Source organism: Affinibrenneria salicis, assembly GCF_008710095.1.
In genome coordinates, this window is record NZ_VYKJ01000004.1 from 100,829 (window position 1) to 113,787 (window position 12,959).

12 protein-coding genes are annotated in these 12,959 nt (G+C 63.2%); 10 read left to right on the top strand and 2 right to left on the bottom strand.

Annotated elements, in window-relative coordinates; genetic code table 11:
- Positions 1 to 220: 220 nt before the first annotated feature.
- Genes FJU30_RS09710 through FJU30_RS09745 form a run of 8 tightly spaced genes read left to right on the top strand, consistent with a single transcriptional unit; the run spans position 221 to position 8,179 of the window.
- Entirely contained in the window at positions 221 to 1,051 is an 831-nt protein-coding gene (locus FJU30_RS09710; RefSeq protein WP_150434776.1) for an ABC transporter ATP-binding protein, read from the top strand.
- Positions 1,048 to 2,085: a FecCD family ABC transporter permease gene (locus FJU30_RS09715; protein ID WP_150434777.1), complete on the top strand. Its 1,038-nt coding sequence runs from the start codon at positions 1,048 to 1,050 to the stop codon at positions 2,083 to 2,085. The genes FJU30_RS09710 and FJU30_RS09715 overlap by 4 nt, the downstream gene beginning before the upstream one ends.
- Entirely contained in the window at positions 2,082 to 3,134 is a 1,053-nt protein-coding gene (locus tag FJU30_RS09720; RefSeq protein ID WP_150434778.1) for a FecCD family ABC transporter permease, read from the top strand. The genes FJU30_RS09715 and FJU30_RS09720 overlap by 4 nt, the downstream gene beginning before the upstream one ends.
- A gap of 23 nt (positions 3,135 to 3,157) precedes the next feature.
- Positions 3,158 to 4,123 (top strand): ABC transporter substrate-binding protein, encoded by a 966-nt coding sequence (locus FJU30_RS09725; protein ID WP_150435016.1) that lies wholly within the window; start codon positions 3,158 to 3,160, stop codon positions 4,121 to 4,123.
- Positions 4,124 to 4,132: 9 nt separating this feature from the next.
- Positions 4,133 to 5,293: a PepSY-associated TM helix domain-containing protein gene (locus FJU30_RS09730; RefSeq protein WP_150434779.1), complete on the top strand. Its 1,161-nt coding sequence runs from the start codon at positions 4,133 to 4,135 to the stop codon at positions 5,291 to 5,293.
- Between the two features lie 26 nt (positions 5,294 to 5,319).
- A complete protein-coding gene (locus FJU30_RS09735; RefSeq protein WP_150434780.1) occupies positions 5,320 to 6,336 on the top strand; it encodes a PstS family phosphate ABC transporter substrate-binding protein in 1,017 nt (338 codons plus the stop codon).
- Positions 6,336 to 7,253 (top strand): PstS family phosphate ABC transporter substrate-binding protein, encoded by a 918-nt coding sequence (locus FJU30_RS09740; RefSeq protein WP_150434781.1) that lies wholly within the window; start codon positions 6,336 to 6,338, stop codon positions 7,251 to 7,253. The genes FJU30_RS09735 and FJU30_RS09740 overlap by 1 nt, the downstream gene beginning before the upstream one ends.
- Before the next feature lie 14 nt (positions 7,254 to 7,267).
- The gene (locus tag FJU30_RS09745; protein ID WP_150434782.1) at positions 7,268 to 8,179 is read left to right on the top strand and encodes a MurR/RpiR family transcriptional regulator; all 912 of its coding nucleotides are present in this window, start codon (positions 7,268 to 7,270) and stop codon (positions 8,177 to 8,179) included.
- 83 nt (positions 8,180 to 8,262) lie between these two features.
- On the opposite strand, the gene FJU30_RS09750 is transcribed toward FJU30_RS09745, so the two are convergent.
- Together FJU30_RS09750 and FJU30_RS09755 are read right to left on the bottom strand one after the other, a co-directional pair.
- Positions 8,263 to 9,018: an ABC transporter substrate-binding protein gene (locus tag FJU30_RS09750; RefSeq protein WP_150435017.1), complete on the bottom strand. Its 756-nt coding sequence runs from the start codon at positions 9,016 to 9,018 to the stop codon at positions 8,263 to 8,265.
- A gap of 80 nt (positions 9,019 to 9,098) precedes the next feature.
- Entirely contained in the window at positions 9,099 to 10,253 is a 1,155-nt protein-coding gene (locus FJU30_RS09755; protein WP_150434783.1) for a methionine aminotransferase, read from the bottom strand.
- A gap of 393 nt (positions 10,254 to 10,646) precedes the next feature.
- On the opposite strand from FJU30_RS09755, the gene FJU30_RS09760 reads away from it, so the two are divergent.
- Both FJU30_RS09760 and FJU30_RS09765 read left to right on the top strand, forming a co-directional pair.
- Complete coding sequence (locus FJU30_RS09760) at positions 10,647 to 11,624, top strand: LysR substrate-binding domain-containing protein (protein ID WP_150434784.1); 978 nt, start codon at positions 10,647 to 10,649, stop codon at positions 11,622 to 11,624.
- A 190-nt stretch (positions 11,625 to 11,814) separates the two neighbouring features.
- The gene (locus FJU30_RS09765) at positions 11,815 to 12,909 is read left to right on the top strand and encodes an iron-containing alcohol dehydrogenase family protein (protein WP_150434785.1); all 1,095 of its coding nucleotides are present in this window, start codon (positions 11,815 to 11,817) and stop codon (positions 12,907 to 12,909) included.
- Positions 12,910 to 12,959: the final 50 nt, after the last annotated feature.

A 12,959-nucleotide genomic window follows, 5' to 3' on the forward strand; every position in this document is an offset into this window, starting at 1 on the left:
ATTTATTTAATACGATGATATTTATTGTTTTATTTGCATTTTCTTGTCGCATTGAACATAGGGTTATTGCGCGTGGGGTGCTGTAGTGAATGCGGTTGATAAAGACTTGACTACTACAGCAATGCTGCGCATTATTTGCGTAATTGAATGAGACTTATTTGTGTTTTCCTGCGATGGCCTGTTGACAGGCAGTCAGGCGGGTCAATGCGGGAGTTTAGGCATGCCACACCATGTGGAAGACAAGACATTATACGGGGGAATCTCCGCCGTCAATCTATCCGCAGGCTATGGCAAGACGCTGATTATTGATGACATTACCTTAACGCTGCCGCCTGGCAAAATGACGGTGCTGGTCGGCGCCAATGGTTCCGGCAAATCAACGCTGTTGAGCACGCTGGCGCGCCTGCTGAAACCCTTTAGCGGCAGCGTGCTGTTGGACGGCAAGGCGATTCACGAGATGCCGACGAAACAGGTGGCTCGCCGGCTGGGGATATTACCGCAAACGCCGCTGCTGCCGGAAGGGCTTACGGTCTTTGAGCTGGTGTCGCGCGGGCGTTTCCCGCACCAGAATTTCCTGCATCAGTGGTCTTCCGCCGACGAGCAGGCGGTCGGGCAGGCGATGCGTCTGACCGGGACCCAGGATTTTGCGCATTTGCCGGTGGACAGTTTGTCCGGCGGACAGCGCCAGCGCTGTTGGATCGCCATGGCGCTGGCTCAGGAGACGGATATTATCCTGCTGGACGAGCCCACCGCCTGGCTGGATCTGCGCTACCAGGTGGATATTCTGGAACTGCTGCACGATTTAACGCGTCATCACGGCCGTACGGTGGTGGTGGTGCTGCACGATCTAAATTTCGCCGTTAACTATGCCGATAACCTGATATTCCTTAAACAGGGGCGAATTGTCGGCCAGGTGGACGCCGACGGCGAGTCGTGCAGTCCGGCGCTGATTAAAGCCGTGTTTGATGTCGATGTGCAGATGTCGTTCAATCCTGTGACGCGCAAGCCTTTCTTTATCCCCTTTCGTCCGCGCGAGTCATCCGTTTCATGACGTCGCTTCTTTCCGCGTCCCGTCCGCGGCGGGCGCGCCGCGCATTGAGCAACGGCGCCGCGCTGCTGCTGGCTCTGGCCGCGCTGCTGCTGCTTTCGCTGGTGCAGCTGGGGCTCGGCGCGCGCTACATTGATCCGTTTACGGTGTGTCAGGCGCTGATCGCATACGATGCGCACAATTTCGATCATACGGTGATTGTCGAACTGCGTTTGCTGCGTTTGATCGCCGCGCTGCTGGTCGGCGCGGGGCTGGGCATCGCCGGCGTGCTGCTGCAGGCGGTGATCCGCAACCCGCTCGGCGAACCGCATATTCTGGGCCTGAATGCCGGCGCGGCGCTGGCCGTGGTGATCGGCTCCGCCGTCGGGGCGAGCGGCAGCGAGACGCTGTTGGTTCGTCCGCTGCTGGCGGCTTGCGGCGCGGCCGTGCTGTTTCTCTGCGTCATGCTGCTGGCCTCCGCCGGGCGCAGCGGGCTGACGCCGCTTAAGGTCACGCTGTGCGGCGTGGCGCTCTCTTCCTTTGCCTCGTCGATCACCGCCGCCATTTTGATTCTGGATGAACAAACCCTGCTGGATATGCGCATCTGGCTGGTCGGCGATCTGGCCGGACTGAGCTGGCCGATCCTGCGGGCGGCGGCCGTGCCGATGTTGCCCGGCGCGCTGCTGGCGCTCTATATCGCGCCGCGTCTCAACGTGCTGGCGCTGGGCGATATCGTCGCCAGCGGGCTGGGGGTGAATATCGCGCGCACCCGTTTGCTGGGGCTGATCGCGGCCGCGCTGCTGTGCGGTTGCGCCGTGTCGATCGCCGGGCCGATCGGTTTTATCGGTCTGGTGGTGCCGCACATTGTGCGCCGTCTGTTTACCGATGATATTCGCATGGTGATCCCGCTGTCGGCCGTCATCGGGGCGCTGCTGCTGTTGATCGCCGATATCGCGGCGCGCACGCTGGTCGCGCCGCAGGAACTGGCGACCGGCGTTATGACGGCGCTGGTGGGCGCGCCGGTCTTTATCCTGATTGCTTCGAGGCTGTTCAAATGAATCAACGACTCAGCGCGTATGAATTCCGCCGTCTGGCGCTGGGGCCGTTTTCGTTGCTGCTGCGGCCGCGCATTCTGTTGGCCTGCGCGCTGCTGGCGCTGGGGTTGCTGGCGGTCGGCGTGCTGGGCTTAACCCGCGGTTCGCTGCCGATCCCGGGGGCCGGCATCTGGCAGGCGCTGTTTTACCCCGCCGATACGCCGGCGCAGCAGCATTATATTGTCTGGGATATCCGTTTGCCGCGTTTGCTGATGGCGCTGCTCAGCGGGGCGATGCTCGGGCTGGCCGGCGCCGCCATGCAGTCCATTACCCGCAACGGTCTGGCCGATCCGGGACTGATTGGCGTGAAAGAGGGCACCAGCGCGGTCGTGTTGACGCTGATCCTGCTGTTTCCGTCGCTCAACCTGCTGTGGCGGCCGGTCGCCGGTATGGCCGGCGGTCTGCTGGTGGCGCTGCTGGTGGTGGCGCTGGCGCGGGATATCTCCCGCCCGCGTTTTATTCTGATCGGTATCGGCGTCTCCTGGGCCTTTTCGGCCGGCGTCGGCATCTTTATGACCACCGCCGACGTGCGCGACGTGCAGACGGCGCTGGTGTGGATGGCGGGCAGCCTGCACGCCGCCACCTGGAACATGCTGGGGGTCGCCGCGCTGTGGGCGCTGCTCGGCGCAATCATCCTCTACGCCACCGCCAGAGCGTCCGACGTCGCGCTGCTCGGCGACCACGCGGCCACCGGGCTCGGCGTGCGGCTGCGGGCGCTGGCCCTGTTGCGCTTTAGCGCGCCGGTGCTGATGACCGCCGCCAGCGTTTCCTGCGTCGGCAGCCTGGGGTTCGTCGGGCTGATCGCGCCGCATATGGCGCGTTTCTTACTGCGCGGCGGCCAGGTCGCGCTGCTGAGCGGCAGCGCGCTGCTCGGCGCGTTGCTGGTGCTGGTCACCGACAATATTGGCCGTCTGGCCTTCGCGCCGCTGCAAATACCCGCCGGGATTGTCATTGCCCTGATTGGCGGGCCGTTTTTTTTACTGCTGCTGTGGCGTCGTCGCGACGCACTGTAACCGGATGATGAGAGAGAAACATGATGCGCAAAACCCTTGCCGTACTGGCGCTGCTGGTGCTGGCCGTCCCACTGCCTGGACGGACCGCCGCCCCGCAAACTCAGCTGTTTACCGATGATCTCGGACGCCGCGTCGAGGTGCCGCGTCATCCGCAGCGCATCGTCTCGCTACACGATCTGGATATCACCATCCCGCTGATTGAGCTCGGCGTGCCGCCGGTGGCCAGCCACGGCCGGACGCGGGCGGACGGCACGCATTTCCTGCGCTCCAGCAATATTCTGACCGGCGTCGATTTCAATAATTCGGCCATCAAGTTCATCGGTACCGCGGATATCGATATCGAGGCGATTGCGGCGGTCAATCCGGATCTGATCATTACCGAACCCAGCCGCAACGTGCCGGTGGAACAGCTGGAAAAAATCGCGCCGACAGTCAGTATCGACCATCTGATTGGCGGCGCGCCGCGCATCTACGCCAAACTGGCGCAGCTGACCGGCAGCGAAGCGCAGCTGGCGATTCTGGAAAACCGCTATCAGGAGCAGATTAAACAGCTGCGGCACGTGGTGGACACCGACAAGATTACGGTTTCGGTGCTGCAGGCCAACAAGGGCAAAATCACCGTTCATCACACCTACCGTGCGCTGGGCCGCGTGCTGCGCGACGCCGGATTCCGCTTTCCCGCCATTGTCGAAGGCATCCCGGAAGGGGAACGCATCGACGTCAGCGCGGAGCGGCTGCCGGAACTGGACGCCGACTTTATTTTCGATACCTGGCGCTCCGATGCCGGCGGCAGGCCGCAGGATGAAATCGACGAGATGAACAAGGTAATGCCGCAATATTGCCGTTTCCTCAGCGCCTGCCGCGCCGGGCGTTACATTATTTTGCCGCGCGAAGAGACCATATCCAACTCGTTCGCCGCGCTGAATCTGATGGTGTCGCTGGTGCAGTCGCATATTTCCGGCCGGCCTCTGCCGGAGGCGCAAAAGTGATGGCGTTCGATGTCCGCGCGCGCTAAGCCGAAGATCGCCCGCGCTCACCGGTTATTGCGCTGGCTTCATTGGTTTCTGGGCCTCACGCTGGGCGGCTGTCTCTCCTTTATGGCGCTGAGCGGCGTCATGATGAGTTTCGAAGATGAAATTATGCTGGCGATCAGCCCGCAGACGCGGGTGACGGCGCCGGGAAATAGCCGGCCGCTGCCGTTAAATACGCTGATCGCCAGCCTGCGCGAGCAGCGCCCGCAGGAAACGCTGGTCTCGCTGCAGATCGAACGGCGGGCGGACAGCGCATGGAGCGCGGCCTGGAAACGCCAGCGCGGCCAGCGCAACCTGCGCGAGTTCGTCGACCCTTATCGCGGCGTGTTGCTCGGCGAGGCCAACGGGGCGGCTTTTTTCGCCACGGTGCGCAATCTGCATCGCTATCTGGCGCCGGGCGGCAATAATCCGATCGGGCGTAATATCACCGGCCTCTGCGCCATCGGCCTGATCTTTTTCGCGCTGTCCGGTCTGTATCTGCGTTGGGCGGCCGGCACCCGGCGCCTGCGCGACTGGCTGCGACCCGATTTTCGCCTGAGCGGGCGCCACTTTTACCGAATGTTGCACGGGGTGTTCGGCAGCTGGCTGGCCTGTTTCTACCTGATCAGCGCCGCCTCGGGGCTCTGGTGGTCCTACGACAGCTACCGGCAGGGCGTCATCTGGCTGTTGGACGATGCGCCGGCGAGCCTTGTCGCGCCGGCGGCCAAAAAAGCGCCGCCGGATCGCGCTGCGCCCGTCGACTGGGACCGCGTCTGGCGCCAGCTGCAGCCGTTGTACGGCGAGCGGTACGACTATGCGTTAATTTTTATACCGGCGCCGGGCAAAGATATCCGCATCCGGGTCCACGTATCCGACGGCTATCTGCAGGCGTTCGATGAACTGAGAATCAACGGCCGTTCGCTGCAGATTCGGGCTTTTGAACCCTTTAGCCGTCAGTCGTTCGGGCGCCGCATTCTGAATAATATGGATCCCATTCATACCGGCGATCTGTTTGGTTTATCCGGGCGGATACTGATGGCCATTTCATCCTTTTGTATACCGCTATTTTTTATTACCGGCTTGTTGATGTACTGGAAAAGGCGCCGCGCTCAACGCGCCGCCTCCGATGCCCGGTCATCGCAGGAATAGCGTTTATCCCGACTGGAGATTCGATATTGAACAGCCATCCCGCTGCGCAGCAAGACACGACGTGGACGCCGCGCCCGCTCGATCCGGCGCTGACTGATTATCACCCTCAGCCGCTGCGCCCGCCGGCGGACGCGAGCTACCTGACGGGCGGCGGCGCGGCGCGCATCAGCGGTTCCGGCCACTGCCGATTTATACTGGAACGGCTCAGCGCGGCGTTCCGCCGCCTGCATCCCGAGGTCGACTTTTCCATTGAACTGCACGGCACCCCGTCGGCCATGGCCTTTCTGATCAACGGCAAGGCGATGCTGAGCGTGATGGGCCGGGAAATCACCGCCAATGAAACCGTTCCTTATCGCAAGCTGCGCGGCGCCGAGCCCTTTGCCATTCGCGTGGCCAGCGCGGCGCAGGAAACGCGCCAGCATCTGGCCACCTCGCTGGCGGTGTATGTCCATCGGGATAACCCGCTGCCGAAGATCGATTGTCAACAGTTGGCGAGGATTTTCACTCAGGGCAACCCGGGCGGCGACTATAGCCGCTGGGGGCAGTTGGGGCTAACCGGCGACTGGGCGATGCGCGCCATTCAGCCGCTCACCACGCATGAGTTCAGCGGCTTCGGCACCTATATGCAGAAACATCATTACGCCGGTCGCGTTCATCAGGCGAACTGCGAATATTTTACCGGCACCGACGCGCTGTTGACCCGGCTGGAGAATGAGCCCGCCGGCATCGCCGTCGCGGCGATCGGCCGCGCCAATGCGTCGCTACGACTGGTGCCGCTGGCGTTTAACGACCAGGGACCGTGGCTGGCGGGCAGCGCGCAGGAGGTGACCGACGGCGTTTATCCGCTCGGTCGGTTCATCTATTTCTATCTTCCTGTCAGCGCCGATAGCCGGCTTGACGCGGTCACGCACGCGTTCATGCGCTTTATTCTGTCGCGTCAGGGGCAGGCGATCGTGGCCAGCCAGCCTTGCGGCTATATTCCTTTAAGCGCCGTGCAGGCTGCGCAACAGCTGGCGCGTTTACAGACGCTGGAGATCGCCTGATGACCCATACGCGGATTACTATCGTCGGCAACGACGGCATAGCTTCATTGCTGCAGCCGTGGTGTGCGCTGTTCCGCCGGCAGCATGCGCAGGTTGATTTCGCTTTAACGCTGAAAGGTTCATCGACCGCCATCATGGCGCTGGCGGCCGATGCCTGCCAGCTGGCGCCGATGTCGCGCGCTCCCTGGGCGCAGGAACTGGCGGCGTTTCACAAGGTGAAAGGCTATGCGCCCAGCGCCATCCGCCTGGGGTACTGCGGCTACGGGCCGCGGACGGGCGCCAAAACGCCGCCGGCGATTTACGCCCACTGCAGCAACCCGCTGCCGGGTCTGACCATGGGACAACTGGCGGCGGTTTTTTCTTCCGGCGCGCCGCAGGGCGATATAACCTGCTGGCGGCAACTCGGCATAGAGGGAGGCTGGCAGTCGCGCCGTATCCATCTTTACGGTCTGCGCGATGACGGCAAATACGCCAGCGCTTTTCGGCGTGCGCACCTCGCCAACCGATTTTTCCCCCGTCACTATGAGGCGCTGCCGGATCGCCGTACGGTGATCGAGGCGGTGGCGAACGATCCTTTTGGCCTCGGCGCGACGGGCTGGTTTGACGCGGCGGCGGTTTCGTCGCAGGTGCGGGTGGTGGCGCTGACCCGTCGGGAGCAGGGGCCGTTTTATCCGCCGTCGCTACAGGCGGTCGGCGCGGGTAATTACCCGCTGGCGGGCGAACTGGCGCTGTGGTTCGATCTGCCGCCCGGCGGTCGGCTGGCGCCGCCGATCAAGGCGTTTCTGCAACTGGCGCTATCGGATGCGGGGCAGGCGGTCATTGCGCAACAGACGGATTCGGCCGAGGGCTATGTCGCGCTGGACGCCGACAGTCTGGGCCGCGAACGGGAAAAGCTGAGCGGCCTGCAGGCGGATTAACGACGGGAGGATCAATGACGTCTCCGCGAACAAAAAATCAGAAGGCGCGCGTCGATTTGTACGGCGAGCGTTTCAGGGCGCGCGCCCACCTCTTGTCGCCTGGGCTGCAGACGGTCGCGCGCTATATTAATGAGCACCGCGAGGTCGTGCTGGATCACACGGCGATGGAGATCGCCGCGGCGACGCAAACGTCGGACGCCACCGTGGTACGGGCTATTCAGGCGCTGGGTTTCGCCGGTCTGCGCGATTTAAAGCTGACCATGGAGGTCTTTTTCGGCTCGGCCGTGTCCACCGAAGAGAAGATGAGCGCCACGGTCAATTCGCTGACCTGCGACGTGAATTCCAGCATCGATTTCGTGCTGCAGGGCTACGAACGGGCCAGCAAAACGCTGTCCGGCGCCGAAAACCGCGCGGCGCTCGCCCAGGCGGTATCGCTGTTGATCGGCGCCGGGCGGGTGGGGGTGTTTGGTATCGGCGCCTCCAGTATTCTGGCGGAATATGCCGCCCGTCTGTTCAGCCGCATTGGCCTGGCGGCCTATCCGCTGAACCGCACCGGCGGTTCGCTGGCCGAACAACTGATCAACCTGCAGCGCGACGACGTGCTGATTATGATGGCGCAAAATTCGCCTCATCGCGAAGGGATGACGACGCTGCGCGAGGCGCGGCGGCTGGGGATTCGTACGATCTTGCTTACCGGTTCGGTTAACTCGCTGTTCAGCCGCGAGGCGCACACGGTGATATTTGTTCCACGCGGTGAAGAGAACGGCAAGGTTCCGCTGCACGGCACCATCCTGGTGTGTCTGGAGATGCTGGTGTTGTCGGTGGCCTCATCGTCGCCGCAGCTGACGATGAAATCGATCAAACGCCTGAAAACGATGTATAACGCGATCAGTAAAAACAGCCGCGGCAATAAGCTCTCGGGCTGAAGAAGACGGGCCGGGGATGCCCGGTGGGGTGCGGCGCAGGCGCAGGCCCGGCGCCGCAACAGGCGGTGCGGCGAGCCGCCGCCTTATTTCACGCTCATATCGATATCGCCGAAATACTTCTTCGACAGGGTGGTGACGGTGCCGTCGGCTTTCACTTTGGCAATCGCCGTATTCAGCTTCTGTTTCAGCGCGTCGTCGCCCTTGCGCAGACCGAAGGCGATACCGGCGCCGAGGATGCTTTCATCATCGACTGCGTCGCCGACAAAGGCGAAGCCCTTACCGTCAGGACGCGAAAGGAAGCCGGTCTGCCCGGCGGCGGACATCACCAGCGTGGCATCCAGCCGGCCGGAGGTCATGTCGAGATAGATCTGGTCCTGATCCTGATAGGACACTACGTCCACGCCTTTCGGCGCCCAGTGCGCCTTCGCGTAGTTTTCCTGCACCGAGGCCTGCAACACGCCGACGCGTTTGCCGCGCAGCGATTCGGCGGTCGGCAGCAGGCCGCTGTCGGCTTTGGCGATCAGCTTGCTGGGCACATGGTAGACGATATCGGTGAAATCGATCGACTGGCGCCGTTTTTCGGTGACGTTCATCGCCGAGTTAATGGCGTCGAATTTGCGCGCCTGCAGCGCCGGGATTAGCCCGTCAAACGAGGTTTCCACCCATTTGCACTCCAGCTGAGCGGCGACGCACACCGCGTTGCCCAGATCAATATCGAACCCTTCCAGCTGGCCGGCCGGGGATTTGTATTCGAACGGCGGATAGAGCGCCTCCAGCCCGAAACGCAGCGTGTTATCGGCCGCCAGCGCCGCGCCTGCGCTGGCCAGACAGCTCAGCATCAGCAGTGTCTTTAGTGTCTTTAGTGTCTTCAACGGTTATTCTCCTTTTTTCGTCATCGGGTAAGCGGAAATGCGGCGCATCATACCTGACACAGCCGGCGTGCGCCTTCGCGCAGCGTATCGTCATCTTTGGAGAAGCTCAATCGGATCAGCCCGGTATCTTCGCCGTCGCTGTAAAACGCCGAGAGCGGAATGGTGGCGACTTTATACTCGCGGATCAGCTTCAGCGCGAAATCATTGTCGCTTTCGTTGCTGATGCCGCTGAAGCGGGCCAGCATAAAGAAGCTGCCGTTGCTGGGCAGCAGCTCAAAGCGCGAGGCGCTAAGCGCGTCGCTCAACAAATCGCGTTTGTGCTGATAAAGGGCGGCCTGACCGAGATAGCTGCGCTCATCGGCCAGCGCCGCGGCGAAAGCGTATTGCATCGGCGTATCGGCGGAAAACACCATGAACTGATGCACCTTGCGGATTTCTGCCATCAGTTCGCGCGGCGCCAGGCAGTGGCCGACGCGCCAGCCGGTTACATTGTAGGTCTTGCCGAACGACGAGATCACCACGCTGCGCTGCGCCAGCTGCGGGTGGCGCGCCATCCCATGGTGAACGGCGCCGTCGAAAATCACGTGTTCGTACACTTCATCGGACAAGATCACGATGTCGGTGTCGCGGGTCAGGGCGGTCAGGCGCTCGATATCGTGCTGATCGAAGATCGTTCCGCTGGGATTGTGCGGCGTGTTGATGATGATCATGCGCGTCCGGCTATTGATGGTCGCGGCGACTTCGTCCCAGTTAATGCGCAGATCGTTCAGCGACAGTTTAAGCGGTACCGGAGTGGCGCCCTGCAGGCGCACGATCGGACCATAGCTGTCGAATGCGGGTTCGAAGTAAATGACTTCGTCGCCGGGGTGCACCAGCGCGCTGATGCTGGCATACAGACCTTCGCTGGCGCTGGCGATGACGGTGATTTCGTCATCCGCGTCATAGCGCGTGCCGTATAACCGTTCGGTCTTGTCGGCCAGCGCCTGGCGCAGCGCGCCCAGTCCGGTCATGGACGCGTATTGGTTATGCCCGTCGCGCATGGCTTGCGCCACCGCCTCCACCAGCCCCGGCTGGCAGGGAAAATTGGGCGCGCCCTGCGACAGGTTGAGCGCCTGATGTTGCGCGCTGAGCTGGCCAATTACGGTGAAAATGGTGGTGCCGACATCCGGCAGTTTGGAACGGGAAGAACAGGCACTCTGCATGAATGGCTCCTGTGACTGTATGGAAAACAGAGTTTGATTAACTAACAGAAGCGGCCGGGCGACAAGGGAAACTTTGTCATGGCTGGTATGCATAAATATCATAGCGGCGGCGTGGTTCGCTCCGGCCGTTTGCCGGCGCGCGGTCGCGCGCGCCGCTTGTCGCCGTCCTTGTCCGGCCGGGCGAGCGATGAAGCCGACCGTGCGGCGCGTTGTCGCCGCTGATTTATCGCCGGACCATGATAGCGGCGCATGGCGCCCGGGCGGCAAGAAAAGGGTTGCCATATGTCGCCGGTAAGCGAATGATGATTCGTTGTCACCCGAACGATGCCCGGCTGCGGGAAGCGGTTTCCCGGCCCCCAGGCTATTTAGCGTATGACGCAATTGAGGATGTGCATGGCACTGAAACTCCCTTCGCTCGATGTGCTGAAAACCTTCGCCGTGGTCGCTCAGCACCTTAATTTTACGCACGCCGCGCAGGCGCTGCACCTGACTCAGGGCGCGGTCAGCCGACAAATCCTCGGGCTGGAGCGCCAGTTGGGCTACCCGCTGTTCAGCCGTCGGGCGCGCGGCTTAACGTTGACCCCGCAGGGCGCGCAGTTGCTGGCGCCGGTGCGGCAGGCGCTCAGTATCCTCGACGAGACGCTGTTGCGCGCGGCCACGCGGCCCGGCACGTTGCGCATCAAATGCCCGACCTGCGCCATTCGCTGGCTGTTGCCGCGGGTGATTCAGCTGCAAAACGACATGCCGGAGGTGCACATCGAACTGACCGCATCGGTGTCGCACGGGCTGGATTTCGACAATGAACACTTCGATGCCGCGGTGGTGTACGGCCGGCCGGCGATGCGCCGGCTTACGCTGCACCCTCTGTTTGATGAAGTGCTGACGCCGGTGTGCGCGCCGGCGCTGCTGCCGGCCGGCCGGGCGATGACGTTCGACGACCTGGCCGATTGTACCCTGCTGCACCCGACGCGCGATCGGCGCGACTGGCTGCTGTGGCTGAGCGCGGCGGGGCAGACGGCGCTGCCCTCCGGCAAAGCGCAGCATTTCGATACGCTGGATCTGGCGATGGGCGCCGCGCTGCAAGGCTTCGGCGTCGCCATTGGCGATCTCTGCCTGCTGGAAGAAGATCTGCGGGCGCAGCGCGTCGTCGCGCCGTTTCCGCTTAGCGTCGCCAGCGGCGCGGCCTATTACCTGGCTTATCCGCAACGCAACCCGATAACGCCGGCGCTGGCCGCACTGGTCGACTGGCTGGAGCGGGAAGCGGCGTGCAGCCGGGCGCGTTTGCCGCAGGCCGTGGTGCGGCCAGGCATGACGAAAACGCATGGCGTCGATGATCAATTTTCGCTTGTTGCCGCCGGCCGGGCTTCATAGTATGCCGGAAGCGCCGGGGCACCGACCCCGGTCGTGTCCTGCGTACGACCCCGTGCATCGGCATACAGGTTGCCGGCGGCTTGCCGCCCGGCGTCTCATTAACCATATTAAACCCGATGGCGAGCAAGACTGCGGGCGATTCCCCGCCGGGTTTTGAGCGCTGAGGGCCTGACTGTGAGAAGGATAAGGAATGGAGAGCAAGCAGACTGTATTCCCGGCGCACGTGCTGAGCGGCGCCGGAGTCATCCGTCAACTGGGTGGATTGTGCGCACGCTATGGGCGGCGGGCTCTGTTGATCGGCGGCGTACGTGCGCTGGCCGCGGTCCGCGACGCGGTCGGCGCCAGTCTGCGCCAGGCTGACGTCGAGCTGGCGGGATGCGAAGCCTACGGCGGAGAATGCAGTAAGATAAATATTGACCGGCTGAGCGCGCAGGTCCGCACGCTGCGGGCGGACGTGTTGATCGTCGCCGGCGGCGGCAAGGCGCTGGACTGCGGCAAGGCGGTGGGCGAGGCCGCGGCCTGTCCGGTGATCACCTTGCCGACCATTGCCGCGACCTGCGCGGCGGTTACGCCGCTGAGCGTGCTGTATCAGGACGATGGCCACTACTGCGATCTGCTGCATCTGGCGCAGGCGCCGGCGGGCGTGGTGATCGACAGCCAGTTGCTGGCCGGGGCGCCGCTGCGCTGGCTGGCCGCCGGCCTGGGCGACACGCTGGCTAAATGGTACGAATACCGGGCGATCCGACACGGCGAGGCGCTGGACGGCCGGGTGATGGCGGCGCAGGCCAACAGCCGTATCTGCTTTGAATTGATCGAACGCTTTGGCGCAGAAGCCTGTCGCGGCGCGGCGCAGGGGCAGGCGACGCCGGCGCTGGAGCAGGTGCTGGATGCAATCTTTCTGTTTGCCGCCTTGACCTCGATTATGGGCAGCGGCAATCATGCGGCGGCGTCCCATGGGCTGTTCGAGGGGTTTACCGTCTGTGATAAAACGCGCGATTTCGGCCACGGTCTGCTGGTCGGCTACGGCAACCTCTGTCTGCTGGCGCTGGAGCAGCGCAGCGACGAAGAACTGCTGGACGCGCTGCGCCTGGCGCGCGAGTGCCATATTCCGCTAACGCTCGCCGCGATCGCCGCCGATTTGAGCGAGCAGGAGAAAGAAGCCATTATGCGTGCGGCGGTGGCGACGCCGGATATGGCCAATATGGCGCAACCGGTGAGTCTGCACCAGCTGGCGCAGGCGATGGCGCGGGTGGATGCGCTGGCGGCTGGTCTGGACGCGGCCTGACGCATTAACCCCGGCCGCGCGCCGGGGTTAATGCAAGGGATGGGCGCCCG